Source organism: Flavobacterium sp. (assembly GCF_043760115.1).
GTDB lineage: Bacteria > Bacteroidota > Bacteroidia > Flavobacteriales > Flavobacteriaceae > Flavobacterium.
Genome location: NZ_JAYUPK010000031.1, coordinates 1 through 20,879, shown reverse-complemented (window position 1 = coordinate 20,879; position 20,879 = coordinate 1). Strand labels below are relative to the sequence as shown.

12 protein-coding genes are annotated in these 20,879 nt (G+C 29.9%); 9 read left to right on the top strand and 3 right to left on the bottom strand.

Annotated elements, in window-relative coordinates:
- Positions 1–14 precede the first annotated feature (14 nt).
- Positions 15–722 carry a response regulator transcription factor gene (locus tag ACH2BC_RS02800; protein ID WP_395052467.1) on the top strand — a complete coding sequence of 236 codons (708 nt, stop codon included), beginning with the start codon at positions 15–17 and terminating at the stop codon, positions 720–722.
- Positions 723–776: 54 nt separating this feature from the next.
- On the opposite strand, the gene ACH2BC_RS02795 is transcribed toward ACH2BC_RS02800, so the two are convergent.
- On the bottom strand, positions 777–1,838 hold the full coding sequence (locus ACH2BC_RS02795; RefSeq protein ID WP_395052466.1) for a glycosyltransferase family 9 protein: 1,062 nt from the start codon (positions 1,836–1,838) through the stop codon (positions 777–779).
- A 65-nt stretch (positions 1,839–1,903) separates the two neighbouring features.
- On the opposite strand from ACH2BC_RS02795, the gene ACH2BC_RS02790 reads away from it, so the two are divergent.
- Entirely contained in the window at positions 1,904–2,659 is a 756-nt protein-coding gene (locus tag ACH2BC_RS02790) for a lipopolysaccharide kinase InaA family protein (protein ID WP_395052465.1), read from the top strand.
- Between the two features lie 43 nt (positions 2,660–2,702).
- Here ACH2BC_RS02790 and ACH2BC_RS02785 read toward each other — a convergent pair whose 3' ends face one another.
- Both ACH2BC_RS02785 and uvrA read right to left on the bottom strand, forming a co-directional pair.
- Positions 2,703–3,518, bottom strand: coding sequence for a 2,3,4,5-tetrahydropyridine-2,6-dicarboxylate N-succinyltransferase (locus ACH2BC_RS02785; RefSeq protein WP_395052464.1), 816 nt, complete (start codon positions 3,516–3,518; stop codon positions 2,703–2,705).
- A 385-nt stretch (positions 3,519–3,903) separates the two neighbouring features.
- Positions 3,904–6,741 (bottom strand): excinuclease ABC subunit UvrA, encoded by a 2,838-nt coding sequence (gene uvrA / locus ACH2BC_RS02780; RefSeq protein ID WP_395052463.1) that lies wholly within the window; start codon positions 6,739–6,741, stop codon positions 3,904–3,906.
- A 367-nt stretch (positions 6,742–7,108) separates the two neighbouring features.
- On the opposite strand from uvrA, the gene ACH2BC_RS02775 reads away from it, so the two are divergent.
- The 7 genes from ACH2BC_RS02775 to ACH2BC_RS02745 form a co-directional block, all read left to right on the top strand.
- Positions 7,109–8,530 carry a T9SS type A sorting domain-containing protein gene (locus ACH2BC_RS02775; protein WP_395052462.1) on the top strand — a complete coding sequence of 474 codons (1,422 nt, stop codon included), beginning with the start codon at positions 7,109–7,111 and terminating at the stop codon, positions 8,528–8,530.
- A gap of 110 nt (positions 8,531–8,640) precedes the next feature.
- Positions 8,641–11,448 (top strand): triple tyrosine motif-containing protein, encoded by a 2,808-nt coding sequence (locus tag ACH2BC_RS02770; RefSeq protein WP_395052461.1) that lies wholly within the window; start codon positions 8,641–8,643, stop codon positions 11,446–11,448.
- 238 nt (positions 11,449–11,686) lie between these two features.
- Positions 11,687–14,725 carry a SusC/RagA family TonB-linked outer membrane protein gene (locus tag ACH2BC_RS02765; RefSeq protein ID WP_395052460.1) on the top strand — a complete coding sequence of 1,013 codons (3,039 nt, stop codon included), beginning with the start codon at positions 11,687–11,689 and terminating at the stop codon, positions 14,723–14,725.
- A gap of 12 nt (positions 14,726–14,737) precedes the next feature.
- Positions 14,738–16,216 carry a RagB/SusD family nutrient uptake outer membrane protein gene (locus ACH2BC_RS02760; RefSeq protein ID WP_395052459.1) on the top strand — a complete coding sequence of 493 codons (1,479 nt, stop codon included), beginning with the start codon at positions 14,738–14,740 and terminating at the stop codon, positions 16,214–16,216.
- An 11-nt stretch (positions 16,217–16,227) separates the two neighbouring features.
- Positions 16,228–17,781, top strand: a complete 1,554-nt coding sequence (locus ACH2BC_RS02755; RefSeq protein ID WP_395052458.1) for a hypothetical protein — start codon at positions 16,228–16,230, stop codon at positions 17,779–17,781.
- Between the two features lie 12 nt (positions 17,782–17,793).
- Entirely contained in the window at positions 17,794–19,449 is a 1,656-nt protein-coding gene (locus ACH2BC_RS02750; RefSeq protein ID WP_395052457.1) for a family 16 glycosylhydrolase, read from the top strand.
- Between the two features lie 75 nt (positions 19,450–19,524).
- A partial coding sequence (locus tag ACH2BC_RS02745) for a glycoside hydrolase family 3 protein (RefSeq protein WP_395052456.1) occupies positions 19,525–20,879 on the top strand: 1,355 nt, incomplete at its 3' end.

Sequence of the window (20,879 nt, the reverse complement as noted above, 5' to 3'; positions counted from 1 at the left end):
AAATAAGAATAAAAATGGAAAAAGAAAACAAAAGAATATTATTGGTTGAAGATGACCAAAATTTTGGAGCAATTTTAAAAGATTATTTAATGCTAAATGACTTTGATGTTGTATTGGCAAAAAATGGTATGGAAGGTTTTGAAAAATTTAAAAAAGACACTTACGATTTATGTATTCTTGACGTAATGATGCCATACAAAGATGGTTACACACTTGCCAAAGAAATTCGTGAAAAAAATAAAGAAGTGCCAATAGTTTTTCTTACTGCCAAAACTATGAAAGAAGATGTGCTTAAAGGTTACAAAGTTGGTGCCGATGATTATTTAAACAAGCCATTTGACAGTGAAGTTTTATTGATGAAAATTAAAGCAATAATGCAAAGAAAATCATCTGAAGTTAAAGCTGAAAATGTACAATTTGAATTTCAAATTGGTAAATTCCATTTAAATTCTAAATTGCGTTTTTTAAATTTTCCAGGAAACGAACCAATAAAATTATCTCCTAAAGAAAATGAATTGCTAAAAATGTTAGCCATTTATGTTGAAGATTTAATGCCAAGAGAATTGGCTTTAACTAAAATATGGAGAGATGATAACTACTTTACTTCTAGAAGTATGGATGTTTATATTGCCAAATTAAGAAAATATTTAAAAGAAGACGAAAACGTAGAAATTTTAAATATTCACGGTGAAGGATTTAGACTTGTTGTAAAAAACAAATAAATTTCAACATAATTTTAAAAAAGCTTTCAAATTAATTTTTGAAAGCTTTTTTAGTTATAAATTGTTTTCTAAAAATAGTTTTAACTCAGGAATTATCATTTCAGGAGTTAATTTTAAATACATTTCTCTTGGATTTTTTTCAATTTCTCTGTTCATTTCATACGACAGTTCAGACATTGCATTTGGTACAAAATCTAATAAATGAACCGATTTATGAAATTTTCCATCTTCAAAGCTTGACCAATCTTCTTTATGTATATAAGGAGAAAAAATAGTAAAAGTAGGTTTATTAAGTGCTTTTGCTATATGAACAGTTCCACCTTCGTTAGATACTAAAGCGCTACATTTACTCATTATTACAGCAAAATCTCTAATGGTTGGAGCATAAATATCTAGTATAATATTTTGCTTAAAATTACATAAATTATAAATTTTGTCTGCTTCTTCTTTTTGATTTGGAGCATAATTAAAAAGCAAATAGCAATTAAAATTTTGAGCAATAAAATCAATTATTTGAGCAACATATTCATAGGGCATCGATTTTTGTGGAGTACTACCAAGAATACCAAGCATTATAACTTTTTTGTCTGAATATTTTTCTAATACAGTAGCATTTTTTTCGGCTTCTGTTAAAAATATTTTAGGTTCATAATCTATGTTTTCAAAAGTATCAACTTGTTTTAAAAGATGAATTCTATCTTCTATTGCTTTGCCACAAACTAGTGTTTTTTCTTTTAAAATAGCAACTGGATGTGTGTAATAACCTAAATTTCCAATTTTTTTTCTGCTTTTATGACCAACAGTTTGTTTTGCTCCACCAAACTTGCATATCAATCTGCTTTGCAATTTAGAATAAGGATCAAAAATTACATCATACTTTTCTTTTCTTGATTTTAGAATTAATTTAAACAGATTTCCAAACTTTTTTAATTCCTTTTCATTGATGCTTATAATTTTATCAATATTAGGATTATTTTCAATAACACCATGCGTAAAATCGTATGCCATCAAGTGAATTTCACTTTTTGGATACTTTTTTTTATAGTTATTAGCAATAACAGAACTTATTAGTACATCGCCAATTCGCTTGTTCTGAATAATTAAAATCTTGTTCATACAAAGTATTTCTTGGTGCAAAGTACTATTTTTTATACTTTTAAACCAAATTATAATTATCAACTGTGCCAATTTTCATTAATAACAATTACAAATCTCAAGAAAATGCTATACATCAATTAGTTAACAACTTTTTTGATGATGGTGAATGGATAGTTAAAGGTTCTAGAAATAGTATAAAATCTAATTTTTTAAATAATGAGAATGTAAATATTAAATTTTTTCAAAAACCTGGACTTTTAAAATCAATTATTTACTCCTTTTTTAGAGCTACCAAAGCCAAACGATCTTTTGATTATGCTAATTATTTAATAGAAAACAATATTAAAACTCCTTTTCCAATTGCTTATATTGTAGAAAAAAATTCTTTCGGTTTGTTAGGAAACAGTTATTACATTTCGCAACAAATTGAGTATGATTTTACAATTCGTGAACTTATTCATAATCCATCATTTGAAAACAGACAATCAATTTTAGAACAATTCGCAAGTTTTACCTTTAATATGCACGAAGCTAAAATTAACTTTCTAGATCATTCGCCAGGAAATACTTTAATTGTGAAAAGAGATAAAATTAATTATGATTTTTATCTGATAGATTTAAACCGAATGAAATTTGAAAATTTATCTATACAAAAACGAATGGATAATTTTAAAAAAATGTGGTTGTCTAAAACTATGGTTAAAATTATTGCCAATAAATATGCCGAGTTAAGTGAGCAAAATAAAAGCGAATTGCAACAAATTTTACTTTTAAAAACTAAGCAATTTAAATATAAAACCTACCGAAAAAAGTTCTTAAAAAAGAAAATTGGATTATAAATTTCTCAATTTACAATCCAATTTACAAATATTATTTTTCAATTTAAACAGCTACATCATATTCTCTAAGAGCATCGTTTAACGAAGTTTTTAAATCTGTAGAAGGTTTTCTTTGACCAATAATTAAAGCACATGGAACTTGAAAATCGCCAGCAGCAAACTTCTTGGTATAACTTCCAGGAATTACAACACTTCTTGCAGGCACAAATCCTTTATATTCAACTGGTTCATTTCCAGTAACATCTATAATTTTAGTTGAAGCAGTTAAACAAACATTGGCACCTAGAACAGCTTCTTTTTCTACTCTAACACCTTCAACAACTATACATCTAGAGCCAATAAAAGCGCCATCTTCTATAATTACAGGCGCAGCTTGTAACGGTTCAAGAACGCCACCAATACCAACGCCACCAGAAAGATGCACATTTTTACCAATTTGCGCACAACTTCCCACTGTTGCCCAAGTATCAACCATTGTTCCTTCATCTACATAAGCACCAATATTTACATAGCTTGGCATTAAAATTACACCTTTAGAAATATACGCACCATATCTTGCAACTGCTGGCGGAACAACACGAATTCCTTTTTCGGCATAACCAGTTTTTAATAACATTTTATCGTGGTATTCAAAAATTCCACTTTCCCAAGTTTCCATTTTTTGAATAGGAAAATATAGTACAACTGCTTTTTTTATCCATTCATTAACTTGCCAACCAGTATTTGTTGGTTGTGCAACTCGCAATTCTCCTGCATCAAGCAAGGCAATCACTTCTCTAATTGTTGCTAAAGTAGTTTCGTCTTTCAATAAATCTCGGTTATCCCAAGCATTTTCTATAACAGTTTGTAAGTTTTTCATTTAATAATATTTTGCACAAATATAAAATCTTTTTTTGTTAGTAGCGAATGGCTTGCGAGTATTTATCTACCATTTTCCAGCCATACGTTTCAATCTTTATTTAATTGTCTTGGGTTGTAACCCAAGACAATTAAATAAAGGATTTTCACTTCTGTCTGGGCTAGAATTAGTTATGTCTTTTGTAAAAATTGAATTTAAAAATGAAGTTTACAAAAGACATAAATTTTTAGCCCTGATGCAAAGGAAAAACCTTTTTTTATTTTCAAAAAAAGTTTTGGGAAGGCTGCAGGAATAGGCATTGTTGAAATGCCCAAGCCATTCGCTACTGATATTCATCAGCACAAGTACTGATATTCATCAGCACAAGTATGAACAAAATAAAATATTAAAGTTTATCTTTTAAATACTTTCCAGTAACCGATTTTTTATTTCTAGCCACATCTTCTGGAGTTCCAACGGCCAAAAGTTGTCCTCCATTTTCGCCACCTTCTGGACCTAAATCTATAATCCAATCGGCACATTTTATTAAATCGAGATTGTGTTCTACCACAATTATAGAATGTCCTTTATCTATCAAAGCATCGAACGACGCCAATAACTTTTTAATATCGTGAAAATGTAAACCTGTTGTTGGTTCATCAAATACAAACAATGCTTTGTCTTTAGTAGTTCCTTTTACAAGAAACGAAGCTAGTTTTATTCGCTGTGCTTCTCCACCAGAAAGAGTAGAAGAGGATTGCCCAAGTTGAACATAACCTAGGCCAACGTCTTGAAGCGGTTGAATTTTTTGGGTAATTTTTGTTTGCTTGTGTTCATTAAAAAATAAAATAGCATCGTCAATAGTCATTGTTAAAATGTCGTCTATATTTTTTCCTTCAAAGTTTACTTCTAAAACTTCTTTCTTAAATCGTTTGCCGTTACAAGTTTCGCAGGGCAACTCAACATCTGCCATAAAAACCATTTCTACATTTATAGAACCATCGCCTTTGCAGGTTTCACATCGTCCGCCATCAACATTAAAGGAGAAATGTTTGGGTAAATATCCTCTTATTTTTGATAATTTTTCTTTGGCATACAAATCTCTAATGTCATCGTAAGCTTTGATATAAGTAACAGGATTTGATCGTGAACTTCTTCCAATTGGGTTTTGATCGACATATTCAATATGATGAATTTTGTGATAATGTCCTTGCATATCAGTAAATTGACCTGCTTTTTCACTTACGCCTTCTAATCTTTTTTGAATGGCAGGAAATAATATTTTCTTAACCAAAGTACTTTTTCCGCTTCCAGAAACTCCAGTAATTACAGTTAAACATTCTAATGGAAAACGAACATCTAGATTTTGTAAATTATTTTCTCTTGCGCCAAGAATATCAATATAGGATGACGTTTTTCTGCGTATTCTAGGCACTTTAATTTCCATTTCACCATTTAGGTATTTTGCAGTCAACGAATCAGATTTTAAAATTTCGTCAAATGTTCCTTGTGCAACTAAATGTCCGCCATGAGTTCCAGCTTCTGGACCAATATCTATAATCATATCGGCTTGTTTCATAATGTCTTCGTCATGTTCTACAACAATTACAGTATTGCCTAAGTCACGAAGATTTTTTAAAACTTCTATTAATAATTCGGTATCTTTTGGATGCAATCCAATACTTGGTTCGTCTAGAATATACATTGATCCAACCAAACTACTACCAAGTGATGTTGCTAGATTTATTCGTTGCGATTCGCCACCAGAAAGTGTTGCCGAATTTCTGTTTAAGGTTAAATAATCCAATCCTACATTACTTAAAAATGACAATCTGCTATTAATTTCTATTAAAAGTCGTTTGGCAACTGTGGCATCGTAATCTGATAATTTCAAATTTTTAAAAAATGGAATCAATCTTTTTATAGATAAATCAACCAAATCTGATATTGTTTTTCCGCCAACATGAATATAATTGGCTTCAACTCGCAATCGTTTTCCTTTGCAAACGTTGCATTTGGTTTTTCCTCTGTAACGAGAAAGCATTACACGGTTTTGAATTTTATAATTTTTTTCTTCAAGTTCTTTAAAGAAATCATTCAATCCAGTAAAATATTGATTGCCTTTCCAAACCAAGTCTTTTTGAGCTTCGGTTAATTCAAAATAAGGTTTATGAATAGGAAAATCAAACTTGTATGCTTTGTTAACCAACTCCTCTTTAAACCAACCCATACTTTCGCCACGCCAAGGAAAAATTGCATTTTCAAATATAGAAAGTGACGTGTTTGGAATTACCAATTCATCATCAATTCCTATAATGTTTCCATAACCTTCGCATATAGGACATGCTCCATAAGGATTGTTAAAACTAAATAAATGTACGTTTGGTTCTAGGAAAGTCATTCCATCAAGCTCAAAATTCGAACTGAATTCCAATCGTTTTTTAGAATCAATTTCTTGAAGAAAACAATCTCCTTTTCCTTCAAAAAAAGCAGTTTGAACAGCATCAGACAATCTATTATAAAAATCTTCATCTCCAGTAACTTCTTCATTTAATACAATTCTGTCTACTATTAATAAGGTGTTTTTAATAGTTAGTTTTTTTGTCTTATCTTTTTTGTCATCTCGAGCGCAGTCGAGAGACGAGATGCTATCTAGTCGAATCATTTCATTATCAACCAAGATTCTTGCAAAACCTTGTTGTAATAATGCTTTTAATTTATCTTCAAATTTTCTATCTTTTTCTAAGAAAATTGGAGCGAGAAGCAACCATTTAGTTCCAATTTCTAATGTTTTAACTTTGTTTACAACATCAGTTACGGTATCTTTTTTTACTTCATTACCAGAAATTGGCGAAATTGTTTTACCAATTCTAGCGAATAATAATTTTAGATAATCATAAATTTCTGTTGAAGTTCCTACTGTAGAACGCGCATTTGTAGTATTAACTTTTTGTTCAATGGCAATTGCAGGTGCAATTCCTTTTATGTAATCTACTTTTGGTTTGTCTAATCTGCCAAGAAATTGTCTAGCGTAAGATGATAAACTTTCAACATAACGCCTTTGACCTTCTGCATATAAAGTATCAAAAGCCAATGAAGATTTTCCAGAGCCAGAAAGTCCAGTAATAACGACTAACTTGTTTCTTGGTATAGCAACATCAAGGTTTTTTAAATTGTGAATTTGAGCACCTTTTATAAGAATATTTTTCTTAGGTTCTAATGTAGAAATATCTTTTATAATCATAGCAAAATTAAAATACAAGCAAAGATAAACATTACAATTACAGAAATCAATCTACATCTATTAAGGATTTCATAAAATTAATTCACTTTTTTTTAATTAAATGAAATTATACTGTTTTAATGTTAATATTTTTCTATTTAAAACACTTTCAGAATACAAAAAAAGAACGTTTTAAACTATACATTAACTATACAAATCAATTTTTTCTAATTTATATATGTGTTAAATAAATACCAGTAAATTCAATATATTCCATATTTCAATCGATTTAGTAGATATATTTTTTGTATAGTTTTTATATAGTTAAACAAAAAATCAAATGATTTAGTGTTTCATTACATTTGTATAAATCAAAAACTCACATATTATGAAAAAAATTACTTTATTTATTACCCTAATGGTTTATTCATTGGGATTTTCTCAACAACAGCAGTACAATCTTGGTTTCGAAGATGGAACACCATCTGCAACTCTTGCGAATTGGGCAACATTTGAAAATCCTAGCCCAAGTGCAGAAATTGTTGTAAATCCATCACCAAATGGAGTCAATACATCAACAACAACAAAGGTTTTGAAATTAAATATGACTCAAGGTTCTGCTTGCTATTCAGGAACAGTCAATTTTCATAATACATTAGGTACGTGGCAGTTTAATACTTCGATACCAAGTAATACTACGTTAAGTATGAAAGTTAATAAGAGTATAGTTGGTAAAGTAGGAATAAAATTTGCAAATGCAACTAATGGAACTGTTATTGAAATTACAGATAACCAAGGATTAGTTTCTACTGTTAATGAATGGGTTACTTTGACTTGGAATATTTCTGGATTAAATGCTGGCGATAATGTTAATGTAGATCAAGTGGTTGTTTTTATTGATTGGCGTTGTAACGAAGCTCCAAGACCATCAGATGTTCAACTGTTAGTTGATGATATTTCTTGGGGTGCAAATAAATTAACTGATGCTGCAACTTGTTCTGATGGAATCCAAAATGGTTCAGAAACAGGAGTTGATTGTGGTGGTACTTGTACTCCTTGTCTTGGTCAAGAACCTTTAGTTGCTGCACCAACACCTCCAGTTAGAGTTCAAAGTGATGTAGTTTCAATATTTAGTAATGCATATAGCAATGTTGCATTGTCAGAACTTCCTACAAGTTGGTCAGAATTAACTACTTTTACTCCTTTGCAAATTGTATCTAATGATACTTGGAAAATTACTGGTTGTCAGTTTTTAGGGATGGTTACAAACTATGCAACAGGCATTGATATTTCAACAATGGAAAAAATGCATATTGATTATTGGACTCCAACAGCAAATCCAATATCTGTTAAAATCGTTAATACAGTTAATAATCCTGTTACCGAAAACTTAGCTCCACTTGGTCCAGTTGTAACTGGTTCTTGGCAAAGCATTGATATTGATATGTCTGCTTTTGCAGGAAATCTTACAGATAAAACTAAAATCACTCAAATTTTAATAGATCCATCTGCGCCATCTACACTATATATTGATAACTTTTATTTTTACAAGGCACCTTTAAATACAAACGATTTTAATGCTTCTAAAATTAAAATGTATCCAAATCCTGCAACAACTAACTTTACAATTGAAGCAAACTCAGAAGTAGAAAAAGTTTCAGTTGTTAATTTATTAGGTCAAGAAGTAATTTCTAAAAATACAAATAGTCAATTAGTTACTTTAGATATTTCTAATCTTCAAACTGGTGTTTATGTTGTAAAAGCAACAATAAACGGTACAGTTTCAACATCAAAAATGATTAAAAACTAAAATACTTTTTAAAATATATTTTAAAGCACGTTTTTTATAAAACGTGCTTTTTTTTATATTTAAAATACTATTTTTACTACTGTTTTAAACAAATAATATTATTGATAAAAGTGTCTAAATTTTTAACCTACATTTTATTTTTAAGTTTTCTTCTTGGATTTACACAAGAGTTACCGCCAATTATAAAATATTCATCTACAGTTTACAATGCAGGAAATCAAAACTGGATGATTTCTCAAGACAAAAATCATTTTATGTTTTTTGCTAATAATGAAGGTTTACTCGAGTTTAATGGTTCCAACTGGACGCTTTATCCTTCTATAAACGAAACTATTATAAGATCTGTAAAAGTGATAGATGATAGGGTTTATACTGGTTGTTATATGGAATTTGGTTATTGGAAACGACAATCTAATAATCAACTAAGTTATGTTTCTGTAAGTAAAAAAATTAAAGAAAAATTACTTGATGATGAACAGTTTTGGAATATTTTAAACTATGAACAATGGGTTATTTTTCAGTCATTAAATAGAATTTACATTTATGACACTAAGAATAATTCGTTTAAAATTATAACTCACAAAAGTGGTATTTTAAAATCATTTAGAACTCAAAATTCTATTTATTTTCAAACAGTTAGCGATGGATTATTTGAAATTGAAAATGGTGTTAGTAAGTTAGTTTCCAATAATGAAGTTCTTAAAAACAACAAAATAGTTACTGTTTTTTCTAAAGATGATGCTCTTTTAATTCATACTCAATTTAATGGATTTTATAAATTAGTAGATTCTAATTTGACAAAATTTTCTACCGAAGTCGATTCGCAATTGTCTTCAAGTAGTATTTACAGTAGTCAAATGCTGTCAGACGGAAGTTATGCAATAGGAACAATTTCTAACGGAATTTTTATTTTGTATGAAAACGGAAAAATAAAATACCACATTACGCAAAATAAAGGATTAAGTAACAATACCATATTATCACTTTTTGAAGACAGCGATAAAAACCTCTGGATTGGTCTAGATAACGGAATAAATTGTATCAATATTCAATCGCCAGTAAAAAGTTTTTCAGATGATACTGGTATTTTGGGAACAGTTTATACATCAATTATTTTTAATAATAACTTGTATGTTGGAACCAATCAGGGTTTGTTTTATAAAAAATACCAAAGTGAAGATAATTTTCAATTTGTAAACGGAACTAAAGGTCAAGTCTGGTCATTATTTGATAAAGATGGAACGCTATTCTGTGGTCACGATTCAGGAACATTTATAATAGAAAACGGAACTGCAAAAACTATATTTAATCAATCTGGAACTTGGAAATTTGTTAATTGTGCTTCATCGAATTCTATTTTATTTCAAGGAAATTATTATGGAATTTCTGTTCTTGAGAAGATAAATAATCAATGGGTTTTTAAAAATAAAATTAAAGGATTTGATTATTCGTCTAAATATTTTGAAATTACAAACAGTAATGATGTCTATGTAAGCCACGAATATAAAGGAGTTTTTAGTTTTAAATTAAATTCTGCATTAGATTCTGCAAGTAAATTAATTACATTTTCTAAACCAACAAAAGGCAAAAATGCAAGTTTAATAAAATTTAATAATTCAATTTATTACGCTTATAAAGAAGGAATTTTTAAATTAAATTCTAAAACAAAAACATTTGAAAAAGATCTTTTTTTAAGTAAAGCAATAGAAAATGACGAATACACATCTGGAAAATTAATAGTTGATAATTCTAATAAGATATGGTTGTTTTCTAAGAATTATTTAAATTATTTTTCACAAAGTAAATTGAGTTCCCAGTTAAAACAAAATAAAATTCCAATTCCGTCATCGCTTACCAATTCCATGCTTGGCTATGAAAATATTACACAATTATCAAATTCTATATACTTAATTGGAACAACTGATGGTTATTACACAATTAACATAAACGATTTAAGTTTTAAAAATTATAGCGTTTCCATAACTAATGTAACTGGCAACATTACCAATGAAAAAAATGAAAATTTTTCAATTTTAGAAACTGGAGAATTTAAATACAATCAAAATAATATTACTATTAATTACACTGTTCCAGAGTATAATAAATACATTAATTCAGAATATCAATATTTACTGGAAGGTTTTCAAGACGATTGGAGTGATTGGAATGCAAAATCATCTGTAAATTTTAAAAATCTATCTCCAGGAAATTATGTGTTTAAAGTAAAAGCTAAAATTGCCAATTCTGCTCCAGAAAATATAGCTATATATAAATTTACTGTTTTAAAACCTTGGTATTTTACTTATTTAGCATTGTTCTTTTATTTGATTTTGGGATTAGTTATTGCATATTATATTAACAAAACATATAAAAATTACTATTTAAAACTAGAGCAAAAATTAATTGATGAAAACAATTTATTGTTAGAAATTAAAGAATTAGAAACAGAACAACAATTAATGAAACTTAGAAATGAACAATTATCTCAAGATGTTGACACAAAGAACAGAGAATTAGCCGTTTCTACAATGAGTTTAATTAAGAAAAACGATTTGCTTTCTGTAATTAAAGAAGATTTAAAGAAAACATCTGAGGATAGTAATAAAAGTGTAAGCATTAAATCTGTAATCAGTACAATCAATAGAAACATTACAGAAGATAATAGTTGGAACGTTTTTAAAGAAGCATTTGATAACGCCGATAAAGATTTTCTTAAAAAAGTAAAAACCGCACATCAATCACTTACTCCTAATGATTTACGGCTTTGTGCTTACCTTAGATTGAATCTTTCGTCTAAAGAAATTGCACCACTTTTAAACATCTCTGTTAGAAGTATTGAAATAAAAAGATATCGATTGCGCAAAAAAATGGATTTAACGCACCAACAAGGACTTGTTGAGTATATTCTTTCTATATAATAGTACATCAAATTCTTAAAAATAACTATACATTACCACAACAAAAACGTTTTCGATTTTAGAGTAAGTGTAAAAATTTAGCTTCCTTTAAGGCATTAAACTTCTATACAACTAATATTTTTTATACTAATTGAACAATTTGGGTTTTTTATTGCATTGTATGTTTTTTGTTGTAGTTATTTTTAAGAATTTCTCAATTATGTCTAGTATTTTTATAAAACTAAAAACCAACTTAAATATGAAAAGTAAATTACTAACTTTCACTTTATTTTTACTTACAACTTTTGGGTTTTCCCAATCGTATGAAGTAAGTGGTAAAGTTGTAGATGAAAGTTCTAACACAACAATGCCTGGAGTAAATATTATTGTAAAAAACTCCAACCAAAGCGTATCTACAGATATTGATGGAAAATTTAAAATTTCCAATTTATCTAGCGAATCAGTTTTGGTATTTTCTTTTATTGGATATAAATCGTATGAATTAAAAATTTCTAAAACACAAAATCTAACTGTAAAATTAGCATCAGATAGTAAAAGTTTAGAAGAAGTTGTAGTAATTGGTTATGGAACTCAAAAGAAAAAAGATGTAACTGGTGCAGTTGGATTAGTTAATACCAAAACAATTGATCAATTAAAACCAATTAAATTTGAACAAGCGCTACAAGGAACAGTTTCTGGAGTTTTTGTAACGGCACAATCTGGTGCTCCAGGTGCAGGATTAGACATTAGAATTCGTGGAATTCAAAGTAATGGAGACAACAGACCTTTATATATTGTAGATGGAAATATTAGCGATCCAAGTATTTTAAATCCAAGTGACATTGAATCTCTAACAGTTTTAAAAGATGCTCAAGCTGCAATTTATGGTGTACAAGCCGCAAATGGTGTAGTAATTGTAAAAACAAAATCTGGTAAAAGAAATTCTAAAACACAATTTTCTTATAATGCCTACACAGGTTTGCAAGAAACAACTAAAAAATTAAATTTATTAAACGCAACCGAATATGCTTTACTTTTAAATGAAAGTTATGCTAATGGTGGAAAACCAATTCCTTATCCAAATATTTCTAATTTAGGAAACGGAACAGATTGGCAAAAAGAAGTATTTAATTTAGCTCCAATATACAGCCATGATATTAACATTTCAGCTGGTTCAGAAAAAATCAATTATGCAGTAAGTGGTTCACATTTATTTCAAGATGCCATTGTTGGTGGCGATAAATCTGATTTTAAAAGAAGTACAGCTTCATTATCATTAAGTGCCGATTTGTCATCTAAGATGAAATTACAAACCAATGTAAATTATAGTTTTATAAATAGAGTTTCTTTAAACGAAAACGGATTGGGTTCGGTTTTGTTTAACGCAGTAAATACACCTTCAACAATAAATCCTTATGATAACAATGGAAATTTTTCGTTAGTACCAAGTACACCAGGATTTGGTATAGAAGTAATAAATCCTTTGGCGCAAATAGACAATACTTATAACGACTACAATATAAAAAGAATAAGTGGATTTTTAGGATTGGATTATGAACTTGCTAAAAATCTAGTTGTTTCTGGTAAAATTGGTTTTAATTCTTCTAATTCTGAGGCAAAATCATTTGCTAAGATTGTAAATTATGGAGGAAAAGTTTTTGATGTAGCAAGAAGTAGCGTTTCTCAAAACGGAATTAATGATAACAGTTATAATTTAGATTTATATTTGTCATATAAAAAAATAGTTGCAGATAAACATAATTTTGGTGCAACATTAGGAACTTCTAACAGAAAAGAATTTGGAAATGGATTGTTTGCAACTGGTTTTGATGTTCCTAATAATTCTTGGGATTTTGCTGACATTAGTTTGGCAACTGGACCAAGTACATCAAGAGACGTTGGTTCTTATGCTTACGATGAACGATTAAATTCTTATTTTTTAAGGTTACAATATGATTTTGCTGGAAAATATTTAATTTCAGGAATAGTAAGGAGAGATTCTTCAACTAAGTTTGGTCCAGATAATGCAGTTGCCTATTTTCCATCTATGACTGCAGGTTGGGTTGTATCTGAAGAAAATTTCTTAAAAAATTCAGAAGCTATAAATTTCTTAAAATTTAGAGGAAGTTACGGTATATTAGGTAATGATAAAATTCCACCAAATGCTTATGTTGGGTTTTTAAATGGCGAAGGAACTTACGTCTTTAATAATCAAATAATAAATGGAACTGCAATAGGATTACTTGCAAATCCTGGTTTAAAATGGGAAGAAGCGAGAAAATTTGATGTAGGACTAGATTTAAAATTGTTTAAAAATGCCATAGATATTACAACTGACTATTTTATTGAAAGTAGGTATAATTTACTTGTGCCTGGACTTCCAGTTTCTGGTATTCTTGGTGCAAATGGTCCAGGTGGACAACCTCCAGTAGTAAATGCAGGAAATATTAGAAATAAAGGTTATGAATTTGCTATTGGTTACAATAAAAAAATTGGTGATAAGTTTTCTTATAATTTAAATTATAATATTACTACAATTAAAAACGAAGTACTTAAAGTAGGAAGCAAAGACATAATTCGAAGTGGTAATTTTAGTGTAGGTCAACAACCTATTACAAGGTTTGAAGAAGGAGAATCAATTGGATATTTTTACGGATTACAAACCGATGGTATTTTTCAAAATCAAGTCGAAGTTAATGCGCATCCATCACAATCTGGATTAGGTTTTGCAGCTTCACCAGGAGATATTCGTTACAAAGATATAAATGGCGATGGCGTAATTAATTTTAATGATAGAACAAACGTTGGTTCACCTTTACCAGATTTTACAATGGGTTTCAATTTTAATATTAAATATGGAAACGTAGATTTTGCTGCCTATTCTTATGCTTCAATTGGCAACGATATGGTAAGAAATTATGAACGCTCTTTATCTGATTTAAATAAATTAAATTATGTTCTAGGTCGTTGGACTGGTGAAGGAACAAGTAATTATGTACCAAGAGTTACTACCGATGCTAATGCTAATAATTTATTTTCAGATTATTTTGTAGAAGACGCTTCGTTTTTTAGAATCCAAAATGTTCAATTAGGTTATACAATTAACAGAAGATTTACAGATAAAGTTGGAATTTCTAAACTTAGATTGTATTCGTCTGTAAATAACGTTTATACCTTTACAAAATATAGAGGATTTGATCCAACAGCATCCAATGGTGCAGCTATTGGAAACGGAATAGATAATGGATTTTATCCAACATCTAGAGTATTTATCCTTGGTGTAAACCTTAACTTTTAAAAAATTAGTATCATGAAAAAAAATATAATATCCTTATTTTCACTTCTTACCATACTCTATTTTGCTACAATTTCTTGTGGTGATAATTTTGTAGACAGAGTAGCACCATATTCATTAGATTCAGAAAATTATTTTAATTCTGAATCTGATTATAACCAAGCACTAATTGGAGCTTACGATTTACTTCATTCAAGTTATGTAAATGTATTATTGGGAGAAATTGCTTCTGATAACACATTATCTGGCGGCGAAAGTGCTACAGATGTAATTGGTTTTCAGCAAATTGACGATATGAATCATTCTCCAATAAATGAGAATTTAAAAAACCTTTGGGATTGGATGTCTGCTGGAGTTCAACGTACCAATTACATTTTAGAATTCAAAGATAAAACCGATTTTCCTAATAAAAATCAAGTCATTGCCGAAACAAGATTTCTTCGTGCTTATTATAGATTTGAACTTGTAAAATGGTTTGGCGGAATTCCATTGAAAGGTGACGAACGTTTTAAAGTTGGAGACGAAAAATCAGTTCCAAGAAGTTCTGTGCAAGCAGTATATGCTAACATTGAATCAGATTTATTATTTGCTGTAGCAAATTTAAGTCCAACAGCGGCACAATCTGGAAGAGCTACAAAAGGTGCAGCTCAAGCACTTTTAGGAAAAGCATATTTATATCAAAATAAGTTTGTAGATGCTTCTAATGTTTTAGAAAGTTTAATTAATTCAGGTTCTTACTCTTTAGTTACTAATTACAATACAATATTTGAAGAAGCTGGAGAGAATAATTTAGAATCTGTTTTTGAAATTCAATATTCTGATGCTCAAGGTGCAAGCTTTGATTGTCTTCAATGTAGTGAAGGTAATGTTGCTGTAGGCTTTAGCGGTGTAAGAAGTTACGCTGGACCATTTTTTACTTCTGGTTTTAGTTTTAATGTGCCAACACAAGAAGTTGTAAATGTATTTGAAGTTGGTGATAACAGAAAAAATGTTGCTATTTTAGACATTCAATCTTGGGCAATTGCTAATAATGCTAGTTTTGGAATTGGTTATAAACATACTGGTTTTTTTAATAGAAAATACCTTCCAAGAACAAGAAGCGCATCAGCTTTGGGCGATTTAAACCTAACAAATCCTAATAATTATAGAGCAATTCGTTACGCAGATGTTTTATTGATGGCTGCTGAAGCATTTAATAGAGGTGGAATTAACGATGCCAAAGCAAGATTGTATTTAAACCAAGTAAGACAAAGAGCATTTGCAGATAATAATCACAATATTTCTGCTTCTGGCGCAGCTTTAACAGATTTTATTTATGCAGAAAGAAGAGTAGAACTTGTTGGCGAAGGTCATAGATTTTTTGACTTGGTAAGAACAGGAAAAGCAGCGCAAGAAATTACAAATTTTACCGCTAGTAAAAATGAATTATTTCCAGTTCCAATAGAAGAGATTCAGTTTTCTAATGGAAATTGGCAACAAAATACAGGTTATTAAAAAATATAGATATGAAAAAAATTAAAATTATTTTTGGCATTATCGTTTTAGCATTTGCTTTCTCATGCTCTAACGATTTTAATGAGGATATTAATTTGGATGCAATTTCAACTCCAACAGATATTTCTGCATTAATGAAAATTACTCAAGACAATTCGGGTAAAGTTTCTTTTACTCCAAGAGGTGAAGGTGTAACGCAATATGAAATTTATTTTGGCGATGCAACTGCTTTGCCAAGTACTGTAAGTCCAGGATTATCTGTAGATCATATTTATGCAGAAGGAACGTATCAAGTAAAAATTATAGGTACAACTTTAAACGGAAAACGTACAGAAGTTACTCAACAACTAACAGTCTCATTTTTAGCTCCAACAGATTTAGTTGTAACTGTAGCACAAGTTGTTGGTAATAACATGGCAATTAATGTTTCGGCTATTGCCAATTTAGAAACTTATTTTCAAGTTTATTTTGGCGATGTTCCTAATGAAGTTCCAACAGATTTTATTGAAGGCGATTTAATTGCTCACACTTATCTTGCAACTGGAAGTTACATTGTAAAAGTTGTTGCTTTAAGTGGTGGAATTTTAACTACCCAATATTTGCAAACTGTAGTAATCAGTAATCCAATAGTATTACCAGTTACTTTTGAATCTTCTACAATAAATTATGCTTTCACAAATTTTGGAGGTGCAAACACAACGGTTGTTAATAATCCTGCAAACAATGCTGGAAACACCAGTAGTAAAGTTGCAAAACTTACAAAAAACAGTGGTTCAGAAGTTTGGGCAGGTTCATTTTTTGAACTTGGTGCTCCAATTGATTTTTCTGTTTTAAAGAAAATAAAAATCAAAACTTGGTCGCCACAAGCCGGAATTACAATTAAAATGAAATTAGAGAATTTAGCAAATGCTAATATTAATTCTGAAATTAATGTTGTAAATACAGTAGCCAATAATTGGGAAGAATTAACTTTTGATTTTTCTACCATTAATACTGCTAATACGTATCAAAGAGTTGTAATTTTCTTCAACTTTGGAGTTTCTGGTGCTGGACAAAATTATTATTTTGATGAAATTCAATTAGTTAGTGGTGTTCCAACATTAAGCTTGCCATTAAATTTTGAATCGTCTACTTTAAATTATGCATTTTCAGATTTTGGCGGAAATACTGCATCTGTAGATAACAATGCTAATCCTGGCGGAATTAATACAAGTGCTAAAGTTGGTAAAATAATAAAAGGAAACGGAGCTTTAACATTTGCTGGTTCAATACTTTCAATGGGAAGTCCTATAAATTTTTCATCGATGCAAAAGATAAAAATGAAAGTTTGGTCGCCACAAGCAGGAATAGTTGTAAAATTAAAACTCGAAAATCAAACCAATTCTACATTAAATATTGAGCGAGATGCAACTACAACAGTTGCCAATGCTTGGCAAGAATTAACTTATGACTTTACTGGAATTAATAATGCAAATAATTATCAAAAGGTAATTGTGTTTTTTAATTTTGGAGCAGTTGGTACAGGAACAACATACTATTTTGACGATATAATTCAATCTAATTAAAAAAAATAAAAAATGAAAAAGATACTTTTTTACTCACTTTCAGCTTTAGTACTTCTGTTATTCAGTTGTCAAGAAGATGATTTATCAATTGGAGATTTAAAAACGCCTACTAATTTAACAATTGTTGCTGATATAGTTGGAAAAACAAGTTTATTACCAAATGGTAATGGATCAGGTCTTGTAAATTTTACTGCCAAAGCTGATAACGCAATATCCTATAAATATATTTTTAGCGATGGAACATCTCAAAATTCTCCAACAGGGGTTTTTACCAAACGTTTTTTACTATCTGGAATAAATATTTATACAATAACAGTCATTGCATCTGGAACTGGCGGAATTACAACTAATAAAACATTAGAATTAGAAGTTAGAAGCGATTTTACAGATGCAGAAGCGGTTCAATTTTTAACAAATGGTTCGCAAAAACAATGGTATTGGGCTGCAGCAGAAGTAGGTCATTTAGGCGTTGGAAAAAATATAAATCCTCTTGATCCTAATTCTCCAAATCACAAACCTAGTTATTATGAAGCTGCACCTTTTGAAAAAGCAGGTTCGCCAAATAGTAGTTGTTTGTATGAAAACGTTATGACATTTTCTTTGGTTGCAAATCAATTAAAATTTAATCTTAACAATGGTGGAAATACATTTTTCAATACTGCATTTCAAAGTGTAGTTGGCGGAACTGCTGGAAGTGATAATTGTTATGCTTACAATACAACTGGTTTAAAAACAGTAACGTTAAGTCCATCAGAATCTGTAGTTGCAGCGAATAATATTCCAACTCAAACTCGTGGAACAATGTTAAATTTTTCAGATAATGGATTTATGGGTTATTATATTGGTCAAAATTCGTATGAAATTCTTTCTATAACTAATAATAGAATGGTTGTAAGAGCTGTTATGGGAGGAAATCCTGCATTGGCTTGGTATCACACTTTTTCTACAACACCTCCAAATCAATCTCCTACTACAGATTATACTAATCTAGTTTTCTCTGATGAATTCAATACAGATGGCGCACCAGATTCAACAAAATGGAGTTACGATTTAGGCGCTGGAGGTTGGGGAAATAGCGAATCGCAAGCTTACACAAGTAATTCAGGCAACGTAATTGTACAAGGTGGGAATTTAAAAATTACCGCCAAAGCTGAAGCTGTAACTGGAGCTAATTATACATCTGCAAGATTAAAATCTGAAAATAAATTCGAATTTACTTATGGTAAAATAGAGTTTAGAGCAAAGTTACCAACTGGTGGCGGAACTTGGCCTGCACTTTGGTCACTAGGTCAAAATTATGCAACTAATATGTGGCCAGCTTGCGGAGAAATTGATGTTATGGAACACAAAGGAAATACTCCAAATGTAATTTATGGAACATTGCATTATCCTGGAGTTTCTCCTGGTGGTGGAAATAGTAATAATACAACAATTGCCAATGTTTCATCACAGTTTCATGTTTACAAAGCAATTTGGACTCCAACTTCTGTAAAAATTTATGTTGACGATGTGTTATTTCATTCTGTAGCAAATTCAGCTTCTTTACCATTTAATAGTGACTTCTTTTTAATAATGAATGTAGCAATGGGTGGAACTTTTGGTGGAGCAATCGATCCAGCATTTGTTCAATCTACTATGGAAGTTGATTATGTTAGAGTATATCAATAATTAAAAAATAGAAAGTAATAATCAAGAAGGTAATAAATTTTACCTTCTTGTTTTTTTAATATTTAAAATTAATTTATGAATTTATCCCAATTTAAATTTACAATTATTGTTGCTTTTTTATTTTTATTAAGTTGTAACTCTTCTAAATCTATTTCTAATGCGACTTCTAAAAATTCTCTTGATAAAAGAGTAGATTCATTATTAAAATTAATGACATTAGAAGAAAAAATTGGTCAACTAAATCAGTATAATGGATTTTGGGAAGTAACTGGACCATCACCTAAAGATGGTCAAGCAGCAATAAAATACGAAAACTTAAAAAAAGGTCTGGTTGGTTCAATGCTAAACATTAAAGGTGTAAAAGATGTTAGAGCTACTCAAAAAATTGCTCTAGAATCTCGTTTACATATTCCATTATTGTTTGGATTTGATGTAATTCATGGATACAAAATTATAAGTCCAATTCCGTTAGCGGAAGCATCAAGTTGGGATTTAGAAGCCATAAAAAAATCGGCATCAATTGCAGCAGAAGAAGCATCATCAGTAGGAATAAATTGGACTTTTGCTCCAATGGTAGATGTTGCAAGAGATGCACGTTGGGGTAGAGTTATGGAAGGTGCAGGAGAAGATACTTATTTGGGAAGTAAAATTGCAGAAGCCAGAGTTAAAGGTTTTCAAGGTGAAAATTTTTCTTCTAATAAAACTATTTTAGCTTGCGCCAAACACTTTGCAGGTTACGCATTTGCAGAATCTGGTAGAGATTATAATACTGTAGATGTAAGCGAAGCAACGTTGCAAAATTCAATTTTTCCACCATTCAAAGCATCTGTTGATGCTGGAGTTAGAACTTTTATGAATTCTTTTAACGAGTTAAACGGAATTCCGGCAACGGCAAGTAGCTATTTACAAAGAGATATTTTAAAGCGCGATTGGAATTTTCAAGGATTTGTAGTTTCAGATTGGGGTTCAATTGGAGAAATGATAAATCATGGTTATGCAAAAGATAATAAAAACGCTGCCGAATTAGCAATAAACGCAGGTTCTGATATGGATATGGAATCTATGGCATATAGTGAACATTTGGTAACATTAGTTAAAGAAGGAAAAGTTAAAGAAGCAACAATTAACGATGCTTGTAGCAGAATTTTAAGAGTAAAATTTGAGTTAGGATTGTTTGAAAATCCATATAAATATTGTGATGAAGCTAATGAAAAAGCTACAGTTGGAAAAAAAGAATTTCAAGATGGAGTTTTAGAAATGGCAAAAAAGTCGATAGTTCTATTAAAAAATAAAAACGATTTACTTCCATTAAAAAAATCGGGTCTAAAAATTGCTGTAATTGGTGCTTTGGCAAACGATAAAACAAGTCCGCTTGGAAGTTGGAGAATTGCTGCCGATGATAATTCTGCAGTTTCATTACTTGAAGGTTT